Annotated in this window: 22 protein-coding genes; 5 read left to right on the plus strand and 17 right to left on the minus strand. The window is 64.0% G+C overall.

The annotated features are described in order from the left end of the window. Positions 1 to 136: 136 nt before the first annotated feature. Entirely contained in the window at positions 137 to 2812 is a 2676-nt protein-coding gene (gene acnA / locus AB433_RS16665) for an aconitate hydratase AcnA (RefSeq protein ID WP_047822604.1), read from the plus strand. 161 nt (positions 2813 to 2973) lie between these two features. Then, positions 2974 to 3630: a hypothetical protein gene (locus tag AB433_RS16670; RefSeq protein WP_047822606.1), complete on the plus strand. Its 657-nt coding sequence runs from the start codon at positions 2974 to 2976 to the stop codon at positions 3628 to 3630. 55 nt (positions 3631 to 3685) lie between these two features. On the opposite strand, the gene AB433_RS16675 is transcribed toward AB433_RS16670, so the two are convergent. The 13 genes from AB433_RS16675 to AB433_RS16735 all read right to left on the minus strand — a co-directional run bounded on the left by AB433_RS16675 (position 3686) and on the right by AB433_RS16735 (position 15599). After that, positions 3686 to 5119, minus strand: a complete 1434-nt coding sequence (locus tag AB433_RS16675) for a helicase HerA domain-containing protein (RefSeq protein WP_047824369.1) — start codon at positions 5117 to 5119, stop codon at positions 3686 to 3688. Between the two features lie 60 nt (positions 5120 to 5179). Continuing rightward, positions 5180 to 6208, minus strand: a complete 1029-nt coding sequence (gene ruvB / locus AB433_RS16680) for a Holliday junction branch migration DNA helicase RuvB (RefSeq protein WP_047822609.1) — start codon at positions 6206 to 6208, stop codon at positions 5180 to 5182. Then, the gene (locus tag AB433_RS16685) at positions 6205 to 6714 is read right to left on the minus strand and encodes a hypothetical protein (RefSeq protein ID WP_156170867.1); all 510 of its coding nucleotides are present in this window, start codon (positions 6712 to 6714) and stop codon (positions 6205 to 6207) included. The genes ruvB and AB433_RS16685 overlap by 4 nt, the downstream gene beginning before the upstream one ends. Beyond that, the gene (ruvA, locus tag AB433_RS16690; protein ID WP_047822614.1) at positions 6711 to 7319 is read right to left on the minus strand and encodes a Holliday junction branch migration protein RuvA; all 609 of its coding nucleotides are present in this window, start codon (positions 7317 to 7319) and stop codon (positions 6711 to 6713) included. The genes AB433_RS16685 and ruvA overlap by 4 nt, the downstream gene beginning before the upstream one ends. 63 nt (positions 7320 to 7382) lie before the next feature. Continuing rightward, positions 7383 to 7883, minus strand: a complete 501-nt coding sequence (locus AB433_RS16695) for a nucleoside deaminase (RefSeq protein WP_047822616.1) — start codon at positions 7881 to 7883, stop codon at positions 7383 to 7385. Then, the gene (locus AB433_RS16700; RefSeq protein ID WP_047822618.1) at positions 7883 to 8221 is read right to left on the minus strand and encodes a hypothetical protein; all 339 of its coding nucleotides are present in this window, start codon (positions 8219 to 8221) and stop codon (positions 7883 to 7885) included. Before AB433_RS16700 ends, AB433_RS16695 begins: the two co-directional genes overlap by 1 nt. Before the next feature lie 68 nt (positions 8222 to 8289). Next, complete coding sequence (gene ruvC, locus AB433_RS16705) at positions 8290 to 8763, minus strand: crossover junction endodeoxyribonuclease RuvC (RefSeq protein WP_047822620.1); 474 nt, start codon at positions 8761 to 8763, stop codon at positions 8290 to 8292. Further along, on the minus strand, positions 8763 to 9113 hold the full coding sequence (locus AB433_RS16710; RefSeq protein WP_047822622.1) for a DUF3147 family protein: 351 nt from the start codon (positions 9111 to 9113) through the stop codon (positions 8763 to 8765). Before AB433_RS16710 ends, ruvC begins: the two co-directional genes overlap by 1 nt. Then, positions 9113 to 9859, minus strand: coding sequence for a YebC/PmpR family DNA-binding transcriptional regulator (locus AB433_RS16715; protein WP_047822624.1), 747 nt, complete (start codon positions 9857 to 9859; stop codon positions 9113 to 9115). The genes AB433_RS16710 and AB433_RS16715 overlap by 1 nt, the downstream gene beginning before the upstream one ends. A gap of 133 nt (positions 9860 to 9992) precedes the next feature. Continuing rightward, positions 9993 to 12611: a methionine synthase gene (metH, locus tag AB433_RS16720; RefSeq protein ID WP_047822626.1), complete on the minus strand. Its 2619-nt coding sequence runs from the start codon at positions 12609 to 12611 to the stop codon at positions 9993 to 9995. Then, a complete protein-coding gene (locus AB433_RS16725) occupies positions 12611 to 13672 on the minus strand; it encodes a homocysteine S-methyltransferase family protein (RefSeq protein WP_047822627.1) in 1062 nt (353 codons plus the stop codon). Before AB433_RS16725 ends, metH begins: the two co-directional genes overlap by 1 nt. Next, positions 13669 to 14589 (minus strand): methylenetetrahydrofolate reductase [NAD(P)H], encoded by a 921-nt coding sequence (metF, locus tag AB433_RS16730; RefSeq protein ID WP_047822629.1) that lies wholly within the window; start codon positions 14587 to 14589, stop codon positions 13669 to 13671. Before metF ends, AB433_RS16725 begins: the two co-directional genes overlap by 4 nt. Further along, positions 14586 to 15599, minus strand: a complete 1014-nt coding sequence (locus AB433_RS16735; protein ID WP_082134987.1) for an ArsR/SmtB family transcription factor — start codon at positions 15597 to 15599, stop codon at positions 14586 to 14588. The genes metF and AB433_RS16735 overlap by 4 nt, the downstream gene beginning before the upstream one ends. Before the next feature lie 111 nt (positions 15600 to 15710). On the opposite strand from AB433_RS16735, the gene AB433_RS16740 reads away from it, so the two are divergent. After that, positions 15711 to 15986 (plus strand): hypothetical protein, encoded by a 276-nt coding sequence (locus AB433_RS16740; RefSeq protein WP_047822632.1) that lies wholly within the window; start codon positions 15711 to 15713, stop codon positions 15984 to 15986. Then, positions 15983 to 16159 (plus strand): hypothetical protein, encoded by a 177-nt coding sequence (locus AB433_RS20675; RefSeq protein ID WP_156170868.1) that lies wholly within the window; start codon positions 15983 to 15985, stop codon positions 16157 to 16159. The genes AB433_RS16740 and AB433_RS20675 overlap by 4 nt, the downstream gene beginning before the upstream one ends. On the opposite strand, the gene arfB is transcribed toward AB433_RS20675, so the two are convergent. From arfB to pabB, 4 genes are read right to left on the minus strand one after another with little or no spacing between them, the layout of a single operon-like run. Continuing rightward, a complete protein-coding gene (arfB, locus tag AB433_RS16745; RefSeq protein ID WP_047822634.1) occupies positions 16156 to 16578 on the minus strand; it encodes an alternative ribosome rescue aminoacyl-tRNA hydrolase ArfB in 423 nt (140 codons plus the stop codon). The genes AB433_RS20675 and arfB overlap by 4 nt on opposite strands. Continuing rightward, complete coding sequence (locus AB433_RS16750; protein ID WP_047822636.1) at positions 16571 to 17239, minus strand: RluA family pseudouridine synthase; 669 nt, start codon at positions 17237 to 17239, stop codon at positions 16571 to 16573. The genes arfB and AB433_RS16750 overlap by 8 nt, the downstream gene beginning before the upstream one ends. Beyond that, positions 17236 to 18432: a pyridoxal phosphate-dependent aminotransferase gene (locus AB433_RS16755; protein ID WP_047822638.1), complete on the minus strand. Its 1197-nt coding sequence runs from the start codon at positions 18430 to 18432 to the stop codon at positions 17236 to 17238. Before AB433_RS16755 ends, AB433_RS16750 begins: the two co-directional genes overlap by 4 nt. An 8-nt stretch (positions 18433 to 18440) precedes the next feature. Further along, positions 18441 to 20243: an aminodeoxychorismate synthase component I gene (gene pabB / locus AB433_RS16760; protein ID WP_047822641.1), complete on the minus strand. Its 1803-nt coding sequence runs from the start codon at positions 20241 to 20243 to the stop codon at positions 18441 to 18443. Between the two features lie 129 nt (positions 20244 to 20372). Here pabB and AB433_RS16765 point away from each other — a divergent pair, with 129 nt between their 5' ends. After that, entirely contained in the window at positions 20373 to 21914 is a 1542-nt protein-coding gene (locus AB433_RS16765) for a helicase HerA-like domain-containing protein (protein WP_047822643.1), read from the plus strand. Positions 21915 to 21923 lie beyond the last annotated feature (9 nt).

Here is a 21923-nt window from a genome sequence, read left to right on the forward strand (position 1 = left end):
CAATAGACGACCTTGACGCGCCGCGCATTCCCGCGCATCGCGCCCGCACGTTAGCAATTGCACAAAGCCGCGGTGCGAATCAGGGGCCTAGAGGGGGCATCTGACGCGACCGCGCCCATCCAAGGGGAACCAACGCATGACAGCTGTGGGCAAGGACACGCTCGGCACCCGTTCGACGATGACCGTCGGGGGCAAGGAATACGCATATTACTCGCTGAAAAAGGCGGGCGAGAAATTCGGCGACGTGTCGCGCCTGCCCTTCTCAATGAAGGTGCTGCTGGAAAACATGCTCCGTTTCGAGGACGAGGGCTTCACCGTTTCCGAAGGCGACGTGAAGGCCGTTGTCGACTGGCAGAACAACCCCGCCGGTCCGCACCCTGAAATTCAGTACCGCCCGGCCCGTGTCCTGCTGCAGGACTTCACCGGCGTTCCCTGCGTGGTCGACCTTGCCGCGATGCGCGATGCGATTTCGAAGCTGGGCGGCGATACGCAGAAGATCAACCCGCAGGTTCCCGTAAACCTTGTGATCGACCACTCGGTCATGGTGGACGAATTCGGCCACCCCAAGGCATTCGAACAGAACGTCGAGATCGAGTATGAGCGCAATGGCGAGCGCTACGACTTCCTCAAGTGGGGTTCGAAAAGCCTCGACAACTTCTACGCCGTGCCCCCGGGCACCGGCATCTGCCACCAAGTGAACCTGGAAAACATCGCGCAGGCGGTGTGGACCAGCACCGATGAGAGCGGCGTGACCGTCGCCTATCCCGACACTTGCGTCGGTACCGATTCGCACACCACGATGATCAATGGCCTTGGCGTTCTGGGCTGGGGCGTCGGCGGGATCGAGGCCGAGGCCGCGATGCTGGGCCAGCCGGTTTCGATGCTGATTCCCGAAGTCGTCGGCTTCAAGCTGACCGGCAAGCTGAACGAAGGCGTCACCGCGACCGACCTCGTGCTGACCTGCACCAACATGCTGCGTAAGCACGGCGTGGTTGGCCGCTTCGTCGAATACTACGGCCCGGGCCTCGCTTCGCTCTCGCTGGCCGACCGTGCGACGCTGGCCAACATGGCCCCGGAATACGGCGCGACCTGCGGCTTCTTCGGCATCGACGACAAGACGATCGACTACTTGCGCCTGACGGGCCGCGAGGAAGAGCAGATCGCGCTGGTCGAGGCCTATGCGAAAGAGCAGGGCTTCTGGCTGGACCCAGAAACGACCGACCCGGTCTTCACCTCGACGCTGGAGCTCGACATGAGCACCGTCGTCCCGTCGCTCGCCGGTCCGAAACGCCCGCAGGACCGTGTCGACCTCACCGAAGTCGACGACGTGTTCAACAAGGACATGGGCGAAGTATACAAAAAGACCGCCGAGCGCGTTCAGGTTGAAGGCAAGGACTTTACCGTTGGCGACGGCGATGTGATGATCGCCGCGATCACCAGCTGCACCAACACCTCTAATCCGGGCGTGCTGGTTGCCGCAGGCCTCGTCGCCAAGAAGGCCGACGAATTGGGCCTGAAGCCGAAGCCGTGGGTGAAGACCTCGCTGGCCCCCGGCTCGCAGGTCGTGACCGACTACCTTGAGAAGGCCGGCCTTCAGTCGCACCTCGACAACATCGGCTTCAACCTTGTCGGCTACGGCTGCACCACCTGCATCGGCAACTCGGGTCCGCTCGCTGAACCGATCAGCAAGGCGATCAACGAGAACGGTCTGGTCGCCAGCGCCGTCATCTCGGGCAACCGCAACTTCGAAGGCCGCGTGTCACCCGACGTGCGCGCCAACTTCCTCGCCAGCCCGCCGCTGGTGGTTGCCTATGCCCTGAAGGGCACCGTGGTCGAAGATTTCACCACCACCCCGATCGGCACCGGCAAGGATGGTCAGGACGTGTTCCTCAAGGACATCTGGCCAACGAACGAGGAAGTCACCGCCACGATGAACACGTGCGTCGACCGTGACATGTTCCGCGCCCGTTATGCCGACGTTTACAAGGGCGACGAGCATTGGCAGGCGATCAACGTTACCGGTTCGGACACGTACCAGTGGCGCGCCGGTTCGACCTATGTCGCCAACCCGCCGTACTTCGAGGGCATGGAAATGACCCCGGCCCCGGTTTCCGACATCGTCGAAGCCAAGCCGCTGCTCATCCTCGGCGATTCGATCACCACCGACCACATCAGCCCGGCCGGTTCGATCAAGGCCGACAGCCCGGCGGGCGAATGGCTGCAGAGCCATCAGGTCGCCAAGGCGGACTTCAATTCCTACGGCTCACGCCGTGGCCACCACGAAGTGATGATGCGCGGTACCTTCGCCAACATCCGCATCCGTAACGAGATGGTTCCGGGCACCGAAGGTGGCTTCTCCAGCTACAACGGCGAGACCATGCCGGTCTTCGACGCCGCGATGAAGCACAAGGCCGACGGCACTCCGCTGGTTGTCGTCGCGGGCAAGGAATACGGCACCGGTTCGTCGCGCGACTGGGCGGCGAAGGGTACGATCCTGCTGGGCGTGAAGGCGGTCATCGTCGAAAGCTTCGAACGTATTCACCGTTCGAACCTTGTCGGCATGGGCGTCCTGCCGCTGCAGTTCAAGGACGGCCAGACCCGCGAAACTCTGGGCCTGACGGGCGACGATGCCTTCACGATCACCGGCGTCGCAGAGCTCAGCCCGCGTCAGGATGTGACCGTGACGGTAACGCGCAAGGATGGCTCGAGCTTTACCTTCGACGTGCTCTGCCGCATCGATACCGCGAACGAGCTGGAATATTACCGCAACGGCGGCATCCTGCAGTACGTACTGCGCAAGCTGGCTGCCTGAGCGGCTTCCGAATATTAAAAAAGGGCCGGGTCCAGCGTAGACCCGGCCCTTTTTCGTCTGATTTTTATCAACATATACAATATGATGGATACTACTGTGTAGCCATCCTCGCTTATTCCCCAAGTACCGAAGCACAGGGCGTCGGTTATTGGGGGAAATTTATGAAGTATATTTTGCTGGCATCGCTGGCGGCCGCTCTGGCCGCAACTCCTGCCATGGCCGAGGACGGCGGCGTGATGGTTGGCGTTACCGGTGGCACTCTGGGTATTGGGCCGGAAGTGACCTATCGCATGAATGAAACGATCGCAGTCCGTGCGAACGCTACGTTCTTCGGCTATTCGCATGATGTCGATTCCGACGATGTCACGTATGATGGCAAGCTGAACCTTCAGTCCTTCGGTGCGATGATCGACGTGCACCCATTCGGCGGCGGCTTTCGTGTTTCGGCCGGTGCGCGCATCGGCGACAACAAGGTTAAGCTGAAGGCTGCGCCGACTGACGACGTCGAAATCGGCGGGACGCTTTATACGCCAGAGGAAATCGGCGAGTTGTCCGGAGAGGTGAAAGCCAAGGATTTCGCGCCGATGCTGACGCTGGGTTGGGCCGGCGGGCTGACCAAAGGGTTGAAGCTGGGTTTTGAGGCAGGCGCCATGTTCCATGGTTCGCCGCGTATCGACAACCTGACGGCGACCGGCATACTGGCCGACGATCCCGATTTCATGGACAGCCTGCGGGCCGAGGAAGCCGAGATCGAGGACGATATCGACAACTACAAGATCTATCCGGTGGTCCAGCTTTCGGTCGGCTACCGCTTCTGATCCCTAGCTCGCACAATTCCGGCCCCGTTCTTCGCAGAGCGGGGCCGTTTGCGTATCAGCCCGCCGCTTCCAGCGCGGGGACGAAGATCTTGCGCCCGCCGCCGAACACCTCGCGCACGACGATCAGGCCTTCGCGTTCAAGGTAATCGAGCAGGCGGCGCACTCGGCCCGGCGAACTGGTGCCATAGGCGCGGGCGAGTTCGTCGTCATCCGGCGCGTCGCGGCCTTCCAACGTGGATCGCGCGATTACGAGATAGGGGCCGAGCACGTCGTCAGAGATACCCTCGGCAATGCCCACCAGCCGCTCCCGGTCGTTTTCTGTCAGCCGGTCCAAACCCGCCATCGCCATCGCGAATTCGCGGCGAAAGCGGTTCATGTCCATCGGGGGGATATGCACGCCGTTCTGGCGGCAGAGCGCGAGAAATGCCTGATAGAGCGTGCTGGCCGTCTGCAACGGGGTATCGGGGTGCGCGGCCATTTCGGCCAGCACTTTGCGCGCAGTGCCTTCGGTATCCGGCGCTGGGCCGTCGGCTTTCGCCACGGGGGCGGCAGCGGATTCGGCCATCGCCTCGCCCAGCGTCTCTGCGCTCGGGACGGGGCGTGGTGGGGGAGGCGGGCTGCGGGTCGCAATATCGTCGGCCAGCGATTCGGTCAGCAGCGCGGCCATGTCCTCCTTGCGCGCTTCGGGCAGCGGCATCAGGCCGGCGGCGGCGACTTGCTTGCCGGTCTTTACCGAGCCAATCTTCACCGTCACCGGACGACGGCTGATCGCCGGACCGAGCCCGACGAAACGCCCGCGCTCAAGATCGCGAATACGCTCCGCTTGTCGCCGTTCCATGCCCAGCAGGTCGGCGGCGCGGATCATGTCAATATCCAGAAACGTGCGCCCCATCAGGAAGTTCGAAGCCTCGGCCGCGACGTTCTTGGCCAGCTTGGCCAGACGCTGCGTCGCGACGATCCCGGCCAGCCCACGCTTGCGCCCTCGGCACATCAGGTTGGTCATGGCCGACAGGGTCAGGCGGCGCGTCTCTTCCGCCATCTCGCCAGCGGCGGAGGGCGCGAACATCTGCGCCTCGTCCACCACGACCAGCGCCGGATACCAATGCTCTCGCGGGGCATCGAACAGGGCGCCAAGGAACGTGGCGGCGGCGCGGATCTGCTGCTCGACCTCCAGCCCTTCCAGCGCCAGCACGACCGAGGCACGATGGGCGCGAACGCGCACGGCCAGCGCCTCAAGCTCCGCCTGCGAATAGGCAGAGGCATCGACGACGATATGGTTGAACGCATCGGCCAGGCTGACGAAATCGCCCTCCGGGTCGATCACGATCTGCTGGACCAGCCCTGCGCTTTCCTCAAGCAGCCGGCGTAGCAGGTGCGACTTTCCAGAGCCGGAATTGCCCTGCACCAGAAGGCGCGTGGCAAGCAGCTCTTCGATATCGATCTGAACAGGGCGACCCTGCTCTTCGCCTATGACGATCCCGGCGTTCACCAGTTTGCGATAACCCGGCGAGGGGGCCGCGACCAAGCGGGTGCGCGCGGCTGTCCCCCGTTAGCCTTCGTCGAACAGCCCACCTTGAGGCGGAGCGTTAGGCGGTGTCATGCCCAGGTGCTGCCACCCGCGATCGTTCAGGCACCGTCCGCGCGCGGTGCGGGCGACAAGGCCGAGCTGGATCAGGTATGGCTCGATCACTTCCTCGATCGTGTCGCGCGGTTCGGACAGGCCCGCAGCCAGCGTTTCGACGCCCACCGGCCCGCCCTTGTAGATGTCGGCGATCATGTGGAGATAGCGCCGGTCCATCGCGTCTAGGCCCAGACTGTCGACCTCCAGCCGGGTCAGCGCATTGTCTGCGATCTGGCGCGTGATCGTGGCGCTGCCCGCGACATCGGCAAAGTCGCGCACGCGGCGCATCAACCGGCCCGCGACGCGCGGCGTGCCCCGTGCGCGGCGGGCGATTTCGGTCGCGCCGTCGGCATCGATGGCCAGGCCGAGCAGCCGCGCCCCGCGCGTAACGACGTGTTCCAGTTCCTGAACCGTATAGAAATTCAGCCGGACCGGGATGCCGAACCGGTCGCGCAGCGGCGTGGTCAGCAACCCCTGCCGCGTCGTCGCGCCGACCAGTGTGAACGGCGGCAGGTCGATGCGCACCGACCGCGCCGCCGGGCCTTCGCCGATGATCAGGTCGAGCGCGCGGTCCTCCATCGCGGGGTAGAGAACTTCCTCGACCACCGGGTTCAGCCGGTGAATCTCGTCGATGAAAAGGACGTCGCCTTCCTCAAGATTGGTCAGCAGCGCGGCCAGATCGCCCGCCTTGGCGATGACCGGGCCGGACGTGGCGCGAAAGCCGACGCCCAGTTCCTTGGCCACGATCTGCGCCAGCGTCGTCTTGCCAAGGCCGGGCGGGCCGAAGAACAGGACATGGTCCATCGCCTCTTTGCGGGACCGCGCGGCATGGATGAACACCCGCAGGTTATCGCGCGCGGCTTCCTGCCCGACGAACTCGGCCAGCGACTTGGGACGCAACGCGGCGTCCGGGTCTTCCGGCTGGCGGTCCGGGGTTAGGATGGGGTTATCGGTCACACTCTCGTCCCATCCGGTATCGACGGCGATTTGGTTAATTGAACGATCTCGTCGCCCAAACACAAAATACTATCATGCAGTGTTGTGAGAGCTCTGAGATTCGTAACTGACTTCAATCGCCCCTGCATTTCTGACGAGACACCTTCGGGTCGGGTCGCATCCACGAAGGTCTTACAATAGCTATAGAACCGCACAAGCTTTGTGACTTCGGCGGGTTTCAAGAGGCCAAGTTGAGACGAAAGGGAGTGATAAACCGAAAAATAATCGCTCTTGATATCGATATAATAGATCGCTTCTTCGTGTACGCCCATCTCAACCTGTCGAAAAAGCTTTTGAATTTCGGTTCGGTAATCGAGCATTCTAAGCAAACGACAGATTGCTCCGACTTCACCTGCAAGAGCGGTAAGAACAGACTCTGCTTCGCGGCTTCGAGTGCCAATCGCAGTCCATGTTTGTACAATTCCTGCGAGGACAGCGCCGACCACGACTAGCAAGAGTTCAATCACCCCGCCGCCCTCTTCAAAGCCACCCGCACCAGCGCGTTTAGGTCCGCCGCCTCGCCCAGTTCCCCCTGCGCCGCCGCCACCGCCGCCGCCGCAACCGCGGGCTTGAAGCCCAGGTTCTCCAGCGCCGATACCGCATCCGCGCTTGCCCCGCCCGCCGGGGTCACGGCCACGCCGCCGCCCACCGCACCCGGTGCCGTCGGCAGGCCGCCCGCCTTTTCCTTCAGCTCGTTGACGATCCGCGCGGCCAGTTTCGGGCCGACGCCGTTGGCGCGCGACACCTGCTTGGCATCGCCCTGCGCACAGGCGCGTTGCAGTTCTTCGGTGCTCAGCGCCGACAGGATCGCCAGCGCGACCTTGCTTCCCACGCCCTGCACCCCGGTCAACAGGCGGAACCAGTCGCGCTCTGCCCCGCTGGCAAAGGCGATCAGGCGCATGTCGTTTTCGGAAACCTGCAGGTCGGTAAAGACGGTGCAGGCCTCTCCCTTTTCGCCTAGCGCGGTCAGTGTGCGGGCGCTGCAATGGACGAGGTAGCCGACGCCGCCGACATCAATTACCGCCCAGTCGGTGCCGGTTTCATCAAGCCTGCCGGAGAGTTTGGCGATCATGCCGCCGATGCTAGCGCGGGCGGAACGGGAAGGGAACGCGGGTGCGCCACCTATCCCCTGAGTTCAGTCGTTCCCTTGCAGTCGTTCGGGCACATCGTCCCACGGGCGGAAGTAGAGCGGCGCGCATTCGTCGGCGCGCACGCCGCCGGTCAGGGTCAGGTCCGCCTTGTAGGCATCGGCGATGAAGTCGAGCGTGGAGAGGTGGCGATCCTCGAAATACATGCGGTGCACGTCATCGCGGCCCGCGCCATAGACCACGCGCGAAACCCCCGCCCAGATCGAGGCCATCGTGCACATGCCGCAGGGTTGCAGCGTGGAATAGAGCGTCGCGCCTTCCACCCGCATTTCGCCCGCCTTTTGCCCCGCCGCGCGCAAGGCGACGATCTCGGCATGGGCGGTCGCATCGCAGGATTCAGACGTCTGGTTCACGCCGCTGGCGATCAACTTGCCATCCATCACCACCAGCGCGGCGATCGGCGTGTCGGCGGGGTTGGTGCCTTTGGCCTCGACCGCCTTTTCGATGGCGAGGGCCATCCACGCGCGGTCGTCGGGGTGGTCCTGCATCAGAGGCCGGGGATCGGTGTATCGGCCAGCAGGCCGCAAGCCGCCGCCGCGCCGCCGACCTGCAACAGTACCTCGGGATCGTCGAGGCTGGTGGCGACGGCGATCAGGTTGCCGAAGGTAAGGGGACCGGCCGCGTTGTAGTAACGCGCTGCATCGCTCAACCGATTGACCTGTCCGGTGCTCAGCTGGCCGCGCAGGAACTCGGACGCGCAGCCCGCTTCGCTGGAACTGAGGCCATAGCGTTGGAGCGCGTCGGAAATCTGATAACGGCTGGCGGTGCAGCCGGACAGCACGGTGGCGGCGGCAATCGCGGCGGTCAGGATGGGGGCTTTGCGCATGGTCGGTACTCGCGGGCTGGCGTGGGTTACATGCCTAACGCGCGGGACCGCCCTATGTTTCAATGCTTTCAGAGTGATGGGCCAAGATGGGCGTGCGCGATGGCGACGGCGAGCGCGTCCGCCGCGTCCGCTCCGGAGACTTTCGCGGTTGGCAGCAGCACCTTCAACATCGCCTGAACCTGCGCCTTGTCCGCGCCTCCAGTGCCGACGACCGACTTCTTCACCAGTCGCGCCGCATGTTCATGCACCGGCAGCGATGCGCGCCCACAGGCGGCCAGCACCGCGCCGCGCGCTTGCGCCAGTTTCAGCGTCGATTGCGGGTTCTTGTTGACGAAGACTTCCTCCGCCGCCGCGACATCGGGCTGGTGCGCGCCAATGACCGCAAAGACCGCGTCGTGCAGGTGGTGCAGCCGTTCGGCCAACGGCGCCTTGGCATCGGTCGCAATCTGGCCGTTGGCGATATGCGAGAGGCGCGGCCCGTCGACCCGGATCACGCCCCATCCGGTGCAGGACAGCGATGGGTCCAGCCCCAAGACGATCATCAGATCGGCAGTCCGAAGCGCGGCGCGGCCAATCGCAGAAGAGCGTAGAGCGTGACTGTCAGGACACAGCCCAGAACCAGAGCCAACCAGAACGGCACGGCATGGCGCATCAGTACCGGGATCAACAGAAACATCGGCAGCGAGGGCAGGACGTACCAGAACGTCGCCTCGCTATGCCGCGCCATATTCTCCGCATCCGGGCGGGCATTCCACAGGAACACCATGCCCAGCACCGAAACCAGCGGCAGCGAGGCAACCAGCGCCGCGAACGTCGGCAGCCGCCGCCCCAGTTCGGCAATGGCCGCGATCATCGCCCCGGCAAGCAGCGCCTTGGCGATGAGCGTCCACATCACGCGTCCAGCTTGTCCATGACCTCGTCAGAGATCTCGTAATTGCCCCAGACGGTCTGAACGTCGTCGTCATCGTCCAGCGCGTCGATCAGCTTCAGCAGGGTCGAAGCGGTGCCTTCGTCGCAATCGACGGTCAGGTTCGGCTTCCACGCCAGCTTGACGGTTTCCGCCTCGCCCAGCGCCTTTTCAAGCGTGGTGGCGACTTCATGCAGGTCGTCGGCTGCGGTCCAGATCTCGTGCTCTTCATCGCCCGACTGAATGTCCTCGGCACCGGCTTCCATCGCGGCTTCCAGAACCTTGTCTTCGCCGCCAATGCTCGCTGGATAGACGATCAGGCCAAGGCGTTCGAAGCCATGCGAAACCGAGCCAGACGCGCCAAGGTTGCCGCCGTTCTTGCTGAACGCGGTGCGCACGTTGGTCGCGGTGCGGTTGCGGTTGTCGGTCAGCGCCTCGACGATCAGCGCGACGCCGCCGGGGCCATAGCCTTCGTAGCGAATTTCTTCGTAGTCATCGCCTTCGTTGGCCGATGCCTTGTCGATCGCGCGCTGGATATTGTCCTTCGGCATCGACTGGGCCTTGGCGTTGTTGACTGCCAGACGCAGACGCGGGTTCATGTCGGGATCGGGCGCGCCCATCTTGGCGGCCACGGTGATTTCGCGCGAAAGCTTTGAGAACATGGCAGAGCGCTTTTTGTCCTGCGCGCCCTTGCGATGCATGATGTTCTTGAATTTGGAATGGCCGGCCATTGCCGCTGATCCTCGTTTTTCGGTAAGTCTGACTTTGGCGCGCCCTTACACCGAGGGCGCGCCGTTCGGCAACACCGTAGAGATTGTCGCGATTTCCGAGCCGCCGGATGTTGCCATCCGGCTTGAGATCGCTTCAGTCGAGATTCGGCCTGAGCCAGCGTTCCGCCAGCGAAAGATCAACCCCGCGCCGTTCGGCGTAGTCTTCCAGTTGATCGCGGCCGATCCGGGCGACGCCAAAGTACTGGCTTTCCGGGTGCGCGAAGTAGAATCCGCTCACCGCTGCTGTTGGCAGCATGGCGTTGCTCTCTGTCAGGATAACGCCCGTGTTTTCCTGCGCGGAGAGCAAGTCGAACAGGACAGGCTTTAGCGAATGGTCGGGGCACGCCGGATAGCCGGGGGCGGGGCGGATGCCGCGATACTCTTCCTTGATCAACGCTTCATTGGTTAGCTGCTCGCCTTTAGCATAACCCCATAGGTTCATGCGCACATGCTGGTGGAGCCGTTCCGCAAAAGCCTCGGCAAACCGGTCGGCCAAGGCTTTTAGCAAGATGTCCGAATAGTCGTCGTGCGCTGCCTTGAAACGTTCGATGTGCGGTTCGATGCCGTGGATCGACACCGCGAAGCCGCCAATCCAGTCGCCCGCCGGGTCGATAAAGTCGGAAAGGCAAAAATTGGCACGGTCGCGTGATTTCTTCACTTGCTGCCGCAGGAAGGGCAGGCGAGTGCCGTCGTCGAGGATCACATCGTCCCCGTCGCGCTTGCAGGGCCAGAAGCCTGTTACGCCCCTGGCTGTGAGCCACTTCTCGCTGACGATCTTCTCCAGCATCGCCTTTGCGTCGGCGAAGAGGTTGCGCGCGCTCTCTCCCACGATCTCGTCGTTCAAAATTGCGGGGTACGTGCCGGCCAGTTCCCATGCGCGGAAGAATGGGGTCCAGTCGAAGGTCTCGACCAGATCGGCCAAGTCCCAGTCGCCGAACACATGCACGCCGGGATGGGCCGGGGCAGGTGCCTTCAGCGTCATGTCCGCTGCGAAGCCGTTTTCGCGAGCTTCGGCGAGGGAGAGGAGAGCGCTCTGCCCCTTGTTCGCGCGAGCAATGCGGACCTTTTCGTACTCGTCCGCCGTCGAACCGACGAACCCATCGCGCTGCGTGTCGGACAGGAGCTGCGAAGCGACGCCCACGGCGCGGCTGGCGTCGAGCACGTGGATGACCGGGCCTTCATAGGCCGGATCGATTTTCAGAGCTGTATGCACCTTGCTCGTCGTCGCGCCGCCGATCAGCAGCGGGATGGTCATCCCGGCGCGCTGCATTTCCTCGGACACGGTTACCATCTCGTCCAGCGAGGGGGTGATGAGGCCCGAGAGGCCGATGATGTCGGCATCGTTCTCGTTCGCAGCTTCGAGGATTGTCGACCAAGGCACCATGACGCCAAGGTCGATCACTTCATAGCCATTGCACTGCAGGACCACGCCGACGATGTTCTTGCCGATGTCGTGAACGTCGCCCTTCACGGTCGCCATGATGATGCGACCCTTGGCTTTGGCGCCCGGCTGCTTTTCCGCCTCGATATAAGGGATGAGGTGGGCGACCGCCTTCTTCATGACGCGCGCCGACTTCACCACTTGCGGCAGGAACATCTTGCCGCTGCCGAACAGGTCGCCGACGACGTTCATGCCGTCCATCAGCGGGCCTTCGATCACCTCGATGGGCCGCCCGCCGCGTTCGGAGGTGGCGGCGCGCATTTCCTCGGTATCGTCGACGATGTGGGCGTCGATGCCTTTGACCAGCGCGTGCTCCAGCCGCTTTTCGACGGGGTAGGAGCGCCATTCGGCGGCCTGCTTCTCCGCCTCGACCGAGACCCCCTTGTAGCTTTCGGCCAGTGCGATCAGGCGTTCCGTCGCATCCGGACGGCGCATCAGGATCACGTCTTCGCACGCATCGCGCAGTTTCGGCTCGATCTGGTCGTAAACGTCGAGCTGACCGGCGTTGACGATGGCCATGTCGAGCCCGACGGGGATCGCGTGATAGAGAAACACCGAGTGCATCGCGCGGCGCACCGTCTCGTTCCCGCGGAAGCTGAACGAGAGGTTCGACAGCCCACCCGAATAGTGCGCGTGGGGGCACAGTTCGCGCAGTTCCGTCACCGCCTCGATAAAGTCGAGCGCATAGCGGTCATGCTCTTCGATACCCGTCGCCACGGCAAAGACGTTGGGGTCGAAGATGATGTCCTCCGCCGGAAATCCGATGCCGGTCAGCAGATCGTAGGCCCGTTTGCAGATCTCGACCTTGCGCTGCTTGGTGTCGGCCTGACCCGTTTCGTCGAAAGCCATGACGACGACCGCCGCGCCGTATTCCATGCACTTGCGCGCATGTTCGAGGAACGGCTCTTCGCCTTCCTTCATCGAGATCGAGTTCACGATGGGCTTGCCCGACACACACTTCAGGCCCGCCTCGATCACCTCCCACTTGGAACTGTCAATCATCACCGGCACCCGCGCGATGTCCGGTTCGGCGGCGATCAGCTTCAGGAACGTGGTCATCGCCTCGACCGCGTCGAGCAGGCCTTCGTCCATGTTGACGTCGATGACCTGCGCGCCGTTCTCGACCTGCTGGCGCGCGACTTCGACTGCGGCGGGATAGTCGCCCGCCATGATCAGCTTTTTGAACCTGGCCGAGCCGGTAACATTGGTCCGCTCGCCGATATTGACGAAATTCGCCGATACCGGGCGCGATGAGGCGTTGAGGTTGTCCATCAGGCAGCCATGATAAAGGGTTCGAGGCCCGCCAGGCGGGTCTTTGTTTCAAGCGTCGGCAGCTTGCGCGGGGGCACGTCGGCCACAGCCTTCGCCATCGCGGCGATGTGCGCGGGGCTAGAGCCGCAGCAGCCGCCCAGCACGTTGACCTGTCCGGCAATCGCCCATTCGTGCACGAACCCCGCGGTCGTGTCGGGCATCTCGTCATACTCGCCCAGTTCGTTGGGCAGCCCAGCGTTGGGATAGATCATGATGTAGGTGTCGGCGATCTGGCTAAGCGATTTCACATGCGGGCGAAGCTGCGTCGCGCCGAATGAGCAGTTCAGGCCCACAGTCAGCGGCTTGGCATGACGCACTGCGTACCAGAACGCCTCTACCGTGTGGCCCGACAGGTTCCGGCCCGAAAGGTCGGTCAGCGTCATCGACAGCATGATCGGGACCTCGCGGCCCAGTACTTTCTCAAGCTGCTTTACGGCCATGATCCCTGCCTTGGCGTTCAGCGTGTCGAACACCGTCTCGATCAGGATGAAGTCGGAGCCGCCCTCTACCAGAGCAGCGGCCTGTTCGCGGTAGACTTCGGTCAGATAGTCGAAGTCGATCTCGCGATAACCGGGGTCGTTTACGTCGGGTGAAAGCGAAAGGGTTTTGTTGGTCGGCCCGATGGCCCCGGCAACGAAACGCGGCTTACCGTCTCTAGCGGTGAACTCGTCGGCTACCTTCCGGGCAAGCGCGGCGCTCTCGCGGTTGATCGCCGCGACCAGATGCTCTGCGCCATAGTCGGCCTGGCTGATCTTGTTGGCGCTGAACGTGTTTGTCTCGGCAATGTCGGCCCCGGCTTCGAAATAGGCGCGGTGGATCGATTCCGGCACGTCAGGGCGCGTCAGGGCGAGGATGTCGTTGTTGCCCTTTTGCTCGTGGCTGAGGCCCAGATCGCCTGCGTAATCGGCCTCGACCAGACCCTTCGTCTGGATCTGTGTGCCGAACGCGCCGTCGGTGATCAGGATGCGCTGTGCCGCAGCCGCCTCGAACGCGGCGCGGGCCTTGGAGGGTGCTAATGTCATCCCTTGTCTCCATTGGGGCGCAGGCCCAGCATGTGGCAAATCGCGTAGGACAGGTCCGCGCGATTGAGCGTGTAGAAATGGAAGTCGCGAACCCCGCCGGCATAGAGCGAACGGCAGAACTCTGCTGCGATCGTTGCAGCGACCAGCTTGCGCGCACCGGGGCGCTCGTCGAGCCCTTCGAAAAGACGGTCCATCCAGTCGGGGATGACCGCGCCGCACATCGCGGCGAACTTGCGGGTCTGCGCCACGTTCGACACCGGCAGGATACCCGGCACGACCGGCGCGGTGATCCCGGCTGCGGCCAGCTTGTCCTTGAAGTCGAAGAAGCACTCGGGCGCGAAAAAGAACTGCGTGATCGCCCGGTCGGCCCCGGCGTCGATCTTGCGCTTCAGGTTGTCGATGTCGGTTTGCGGACAGGTCGCCTCCGGGTGAGTCTCCGGATAGGCCGCGACGCTGATTTCGAACGGGGCGATCTCCTTCAGGCCTGCAACCAGTTCGGCGGCGCTGGCATAGCCTTCGGGGTGGGGCTCGAACTTGCCGCCCTCGGTCGTCGGGTCGCCGCGCAGCGCGACGATGTGGCGCACGCCTGCTTCCCAGTATTGCTCTGCCACGGCGCGGATTTCGGCTTTACTCGCCTCGACACAAGTCAGGTGCGCGGCGGCAGGCAAATGCGCCTCGCGAATGATCCGCTCGACCGTCGCGTGCGTCCGCTCACGCGTCGAACCGCCCGCGCCATACGTCACCGACACGAACGAGGGGTTCAGCGGGGCCAGCTTTTCGACCGCGTCCCACAGCTGTGTGTCCATCTTTTCCGTCTTGGGCGGAAAGAATTCGAAGCTGACTTTCACGTCGCCGGGAAGGTCGGCAAACAGGGGCGGCCCCGCGGGCGGGGCGGCGGCGGGCGTAGGGTCGGTCATCGTGTGGCTTTTCTTTTGTCGGTGTCGCGGCGAAGCGCGTGTAGCTGGCCCAGGCGCTTGCCCGTCCATATGCGAACCGTCAATTCCGCACCCGGCAGGGCGGCATCTTCGGTGGGGGTGAATCCGGCCTCTGTCAAAAGGTCGGCAATCTGGCTGTCGGCAAAGCCGAGGCGGGCGTGGGCATGATCGCGCCGCAGGTCTTCGCGGGTGTGCGCGGCAAAGTCGACGATGGCGATCCGCCCACCCGGCGCGGTGACACGGGCGGCCTCTGCCAGGGCGCGGTCAGGATCCTGCGCATAGTGCAGCACCTGATGGAACAGTACGGTGTCGAAGGTTTCGTCCGCGAAGGGAAGTTCAAGAAAGTCGCCCTGCAACAGGTTCAGTCGTGCGGGGGGCAGGTGCTGCAACCGGGCGCGGGCGATGCGCAACATCTCGGGGCTCTTGTCCAGTGCGGTGACATGTGCGGCGCTGGGCGCGTAGAGTTCGGCAATGCGCCCTGTGCCGGTCCCGATGTCGAGCAGGCGGCCCAGAGGCGCAGGGTCTTCATGCGCGTCGGCCACGCCCAACAGGCGGGTGAGTTCGGCCTCCACCGCACCGTCGGGCGTATGCAGGCTGCGCAGCGCGTCCCATTCGTCGGCATGGCGCGCGAACCAGCTTTCGGCGATTCCCTCGCGCGCGGCGCGGATCGCGGTCAGGCGGGCGCGGTCCGCCTCGCAAGTCGCGGCGAATTCTAAGTCTTCGGTCTCTGCCACGGCCAGCAGGTCGTCCGACAGCGCCGCCATCGTTCCACTGTCATGACTGACCGCGCGCAAGAAGACCCAGCTGCCCTCCTTGCGCTTTTCCACGAGTCCCGCCTCGGTCAGGATGCGGATGTGGCGGGATATGCGCGGCTGGCTCTGATCCAGCACATCGGCCAGTTCGCCCACCGCCAGTTCCATGCGCGCAAGCAGCCGCAGCAGCCGCAGCCGCGTAGGGTCGTCAAGCGCGCCGATAAGGGTGTGGACGGTCATTGCAAATAGCATATAAAGATTTCTTTATATGTTGGCAACGATTGCCGTGCGCGGATCGCTCGCCTAAAAGGACGCCACGATTTTGCCATTATGTCCCGAGGGAAACCGCACATGAAAAAGCTTGTTCTTGCCGCCGCCGTCACCTTCGCGCTTGCCGCCTGCGGTTCGACCGATGATGCCGACGCCCCGGCAGAGGCCGATACGGTCGAAATGCCCGCTGACGAAGTGATGGTGCAGCCCGGCATGGACGAAGACCCGACTATCGACGAATCGCTGGCCGACGAAACCGTCACGCCCACCGATGAGGAAACCGTCGCCCCGGCCGATGCCGCCGCCGACGATGCCGCCGATGCGGCCGCCGATCTCGAAGCCGCGATGGCCGAATGATCCGCGCCGCGTTCTGCGCCGCCGTCACGCTCGCCCTGGCGGGTTGCGGCGGCGCGGAGCCGGAGGCGCCGGCAGCGCCGACTGCCGAAGAGCTGCAGGTGCTGTCCGAAGCGGCGGAGATGCTGCCGGACGAGACACCTTCAGCCGAAGTTGCGGAAACCCCGGCGGACTAGTCCCAGCTTTTGACCGCGCCGCGTTTCGACTTTACGTCGCCGCGCGCTTTCTTGGCTTTCAACCGCTGCGTCTTGCCGACGCGGTTGACCCTGCTCTTCGCCCGTTTCTTGGGCTGAACGTAGGCCTGCGCCAGCAATTCTGCCAACCGGTCGCGCGCATCGGCGCGGTTCTGTTCCTGCGTTCGGAATCGGCGCGCGTCGATGATCAGGTCGCCGCTTGCCGCGACGCGCCCGCCTGCCAGCGCCTTCAGCCGATGAAACACCTGCGGCGGCAGGCCGAGGCGATAGATATTGACCCGCAGCTGCACCGCGGTCGCCACCTTGTTGACGTTCTGCCCGCCGGGGCCGGAGGCGGCGATGAACCGCTCTTCCGCCAGCCCATGCGCGCGGGCGATCGTCTCTTCTGCGGTCTCAGCCATCGCCTTCGCGTAGCGCAAAACCCAGTCGCGCGAAATCGGCGGGCAGCGGAGCGTGGGCCTCAATGGCTGGTTTGCCCTCGCGCTCGACCTTCAGCGAAAGCGCGTGAAGCATCGTGCGCGGTGCACCCTTACCGTTGCCATAAACCGGATCGCCCAGCAACGGTGCGCCAAGACCTGCCAACGCGTGAATGCGGATCTGATGCGTCCGCCCGGTTTCGGGCCGGAACTCGATCAGCGTCTGCCCGTCCTGCTCGGCCAATTTGCGCCAGCGGGTCAGCGAAGGCTTGCCCTTGCGCGCCGCGATCATGCGCCAGCCTGCTTCCTTGGTGCTCACCTTTGACAGCGACAGCGCGATCTCGCCTTCGTCCTCGGCAACCGTGCCAGCAAGAATGCCCACATAGACTTTCTCGACCTGTCGCTCCTCGAACGCCTTGGCAAATCGCTTCAGCGCCTTCGGATTGCGGGCCATCAGCAGACAGCCAGATGTATCGGTGTCGAGCCGGTGCACGGCAGTGGGCGGGCGTTGAAACCCGAGTTTCAGGCTCTCCAGATAGTTCGCAAGGCTGGTGCCGCCGTTGCGCGGCGGGTCGATGGGCAGGCCGGCGGGCTTGTCGATGACGATCGCCTCGCCATCCTCGTAAACGATGGGCAGCAGGCTCATAATGCAGCAACTCCGGCTTCGATGCGGTTCATGGCTTCGGTCAATTGTGCCTCGCTGGCGGCGAAGCTGATGCGAAAGCCGTACAGGTCGCAGTACCTGCCGCCAAAGGCTGAGGCGGCAACGACCGCGACGCCATGTTCCAGCAGGTGCAGCGCCAGCGAGCCATCGTCGGCCAGATTACCGCCGATCAGTGGCGCGGCATCGATGAAACAATAGAACGCGCCCTGCGGCACCGGAGTCGAGAGACCGGGGATCGCGTTGACCCGCCCGACAACCAGATCGCGGCGCCTGCGGAACGTCTTGCGCCAGTCGGCCAGAAATTCCTGCGGGCCTTCAAAGGCGGCGACGGCTCCGGCCTGACTGATCGAACAGGGATTGCCGCTCGAATGCGATTGCAGCTTTTCCATCGCCCGGATCAGCCATGTCGGGCCGGTGGCGACGCCGATACGCAGGCCGGTCATCGCGTGGCTTTTCGAAACGCCCGATACGGTCAGCACGCGGTCCGCGAGGTCGGGGCGTAGTGCGGCCAGCGTGGCATGCGGCGCGCCGGTGTAAGTCAGCGGGGCGTATATGTCGTCGCTCATCACCAGAACGCGCGGGTGGCGGTCAAGCACTTCGGCCACGGCAAGCAGATCCTCTGCGGTGAACCCCGCACCGGTCGGATTGCCGGGGCTGTTGAGCAGAAGCCAGCGCGTCTGCGATGTGATCGCCGCCTCCAGCGCGTCGGCGGAAAAGCGAAAGCCGTCTTCGGGCCGCGTCGGCAGTGGCACGACCGTACCGCCAGCAAAGCGCACGATTTCGGGATAGCTTACCCACCATGGTGCGGGGATTACGACCTCATCGCCGGGATTTATCGTGGCCAGCAACGCGTGAAAGATCGCCTGCTTGCCGCCGGCGCTGATCGTGACATCGGCGGGCGATGCCGCGATGCCGAGGTCGCGCTCGAAATGCAGCGCGGCCGCCCGCTTCATCGCGCTGGTCCCGCCGACGGGGGTGTACTTGGTCTGCCCTGCGTCCAGCGCCGCCTTCATCGCCTCGACCACGTGGGGCGGGGTCGCAAAGTCCGGTTCGCCCACCGACAGCGAGATGATGTCGCGGCCTTCCTCGCGCAGCTGGGTCGCGCGGTCGGTCATCGCGGTCGTTTGCGAAGGCGCAATCCGGCCCATAGCGGCGGAAAGAGCGGGTTCGGTCATGCTGCTGCTTAATCCTGTGCGATCAACCGGGCCGGCATCAGCCCGCGCAGCGCATTGCCGATGACGAAGCCGTCCGCAAGGTCGGAAACGGTCAGGTCGGCTTCTTCCGCGCGGCCTTCATCGATCAGCCAAGCCCGCATCACGCCCGGCAAGAGCCCGCGCGACAGCGGCGGGGTCAGCAATTTGCCGCCGCGTTCGACGAACAGGTTGGTGAAGCTACCCTCGGTCAGGATGCCGTCATCGCGCACGAACACGACTTCACGCGCGCCCAGAGCTTCGGCTTCGACCCGCGCGTTGTCATAAAAATCACGGTCGGTTGTCTTGTATCGCAATCGCCAATCCTGCGGGTCGACCGGCAGGGGCAAGACCGCGACCGGCACCGGATCGGGCATCGCATCGGGCATTTTGTGCCCTTCGATCTCCCAAGTCCCATCGGTCGCGACCAGCACGCGAAGCCGCTTCGGATCGCGGTTCAGAAAGCAGAACGCCTGAATGTCGTTGCGCAGCGCATGACGATCCAGCGAATGGCCCAGCGCGATGGTGCTTTCCTTCAGGCGCGCGAGATGGAATTCGATCAACGGCACCCCGATGGCCGGATCGAACCGCATCGTTTCAATCAGCTTCGGCTGCGCTGTCGCCCCCGACACGAAGCCCCCCTTGATCAGGCATTCCGCCCATTCGTCGTCCGCATCGGAGTCTGCCACAAGGCCAGATCCGACACCCATCCGCACGCCCCCCGCGCAAGACCCTTCCAGCGTAAGTGTGCGGATTGCCACATTAAATGCGCTATCGCCATCGGGGTCAACCCGCCCGATCGCGCCGCAATAGGCACCGCGCGGGGCAGTCTCTATCGCGTCGATCAATTCCATCGCGCGAATTTTCGGCGCGCCGGTGATCGAACCGCAGGGGAAAATCGCGCGCAGCAGGTCGATCGCGCCATACCCGTCGCGCAGGCGGGCGCGGACGGAGGAAGTCATCTGGTGGACCGTAGGATAGCTCTCTACCGCGAAGGCATCGCGCACGATCACGCTGCCCGGTTCGGCAAGGCGCGATACGTCGTTGCGCATCAGGTCGGTGATCATCAGGTTCTCGGCCCGGTCCTTGGTGCTGTCGGCAAGGCCGCGGGCCAGCGCGGCATCTTTGGCCGGATCGGCCGCGCGGGGGCGGGTGCCCTTCATCGGCTTCAACGTCACGTTATCGCCGCGTAGCGCGAAGAACAGCTCGGGCGAGAGCGAGAGCAGGTGCCGTTCGCCATCGAAAACCAGAGCGCCATAGCCTGCCGCCGCCCGTTTGCGCAGCGCCGCGTGGATCGCCAGCGGATCGCCCGCCCAACGGCCTGTCAGCGGGAAGGTCAGGTTCGCCTGATAGATATCGCCCGCGAGGATTGCGTCGGCGATGGTGTCGAACGCCTGCCCATAGGCTTCGCGGTCGACCGCCGGGTGCAGCGGCGAAAGATAGGCCGGGCCGGGTGTAGCGTTGGTCTCGGCTACAAACCAATCCGCTACGGTATCCGGCAAGACGCTTTCGTATCCGTCGAACGCTGCTAGCCAGACTAGCGGGCTGTCCAGCGTCTTTGCGGCCAAGAGCGGTGCATGCCGAGGCTCCAGCGCCAACCCCGCCTCATAGGTGAGATATCCGGCAATATGCGCGCCGCCCTTGCGCGCTTCCTCGGCAGCGGCCAGCGCGCCCGCAACCGCATCGCCGCTATGCGCCGCGAATACGGCGACGGGATCGCGATAGACCCGCATCGGTGCCGCTTCGCCACCCGCGGGATCGCGCGCATCGTCCAGCAGGATAAAGGGTTTGCGCATGGTCGGCGCCTTCCATGACGAAGCGGCCCTCACGCCGCAAGGCCTGTTACGATTAGCGCGCTTGACCGTCCCCGACCGCTTGCGCCATCCCCTTGGCCGAAGCGGGGTTGCAAAAGGACGCGAGGGCGCATGACGGACACGATCTTCCTGGGGCTGGCAAACAATGGCGAGCGGCAGGGTTTGCACCTATCGCGCGCCAATCGACACGGCCTGATCGCGGGCGCGACCGGCACGGGCAAGACGGTGACACTGCAGGGCCTTGCCGAAAGCTTTTCCGCCAGCGGGGTCCCGGTATTCGTCGCTGATGTGAAGGGGGACCTTTCGGGCATCTCCATGCCCGGATCGCCCACCTTCAAGCACGCCGATAAGCTGGAGGGACGGGCCAGGGAACTTGGCATGACCGACTATGCCTATTCCGACAATCCGGCGATTTTCTGGGACCTTTACGGAGAGCAGGGACACCCGATCCGCACGACGGTTTCGGAAATGGGCCCGTTGCTGCTGTCACGCCTGATGGATTTGAACGAGACACAGGAAGGCGTGCTGAACATCGCGTTCCACTATGCAGATGAGCAGGGGCTGCTGCTGCTCGACCTCGACGATTTGCAGGCGATGCTGGCGCATACGGCGGAGAACGCCAAGGACCTGAGCGCGCGGTACGGCAATGTGACCAAGCCTAGCGTTGGCGCGATTCAACGCTCGCTGCTGTCGTTGCGGTCACAGGGTGGGGACCGGTTCTTCGGCGAACCCGCGCTGGAGATCGACGATTTTCTCGGCGTCGACGATCAGGGGCGCGGCTACATAAACGTGCTCGCCGCCGACAAGCTGATGCGAAGCCCAAAGCTTTATGCGACGTTCCTGCTCTGGCTGCTGTCCGAATTGTTCGAAAGCCTGCCAGAGGTGGGCGACCCGGACAAGCCGAAGCTGGTGTTCTTCTTTGACGAGGCGCACCTGCTGTTCGACGACGCGCCGCGCGCGCTGGAGGAAAAGATCGAGCAGGTCGTCCGCCTGATCCGGTCGAAGGGCGTGGGCGTATTCTTTGTCACGCAGAACCCGATCGACATTCCCGAGGAAGTTGCAGGCCAACTGGGCAATCGGGTGCAGCACGCACTTCGCGCCTTCACGCCGCGCGATCAGAAGGCAATCAAGGCGGCGGCGGATACGTTTCGCATCAATCCCGACCTAAACGTGGCAGAAGCGATTACGGAATTGAAGACGGGTGAGGCGCTGGTCTCGACCCTGATGGAAGACGGTGCACCATCGGTGGTACAGCGGACGCTGATCAAGCCGCCACGCAGTCGGCTGGGCCCGGTGAGTGCCAAGGAACGCGCGATCATCCGCTCGGTCAGCCCGGTTGAGGGCAAATACGACACGACCGTCGACCGCGAGAGTGCGGAGGAAGTGCTGGCGCAAAAGGCGGCGGATGCTGCGGCGACGGCGGCGGAAGTTGCTGAGAAAGGCCGCGAGGAAGTCGGCAAGCGCGAGCGGAAATCGACCAGCCTGTGGGGCATTGATGTCGGCAAGGCGGGTAAGAGCGCAATCAAGGCGGCGGCCGGCTCTGCCCTGTCGATCGGTGTGGCTGCGGCGCTGGGCAAGAAGTCGGGCGCCGATCCGTTGAGGACCGGCCTGAACGCGTTTGTTCGCAATATCCTCGGCGGGTTGATGCGGTAATTTCTTGTT

The organism is Croceicoccus naphthovorans (assembly GCF_001028705.1).
Lineage (GTDB): Bacteria > Pseudomonadota > Alphaproteobacteria > Sphingomonadales > Sphingomonadaceae > Croceicoccus > Croceicoccus naphthovorans.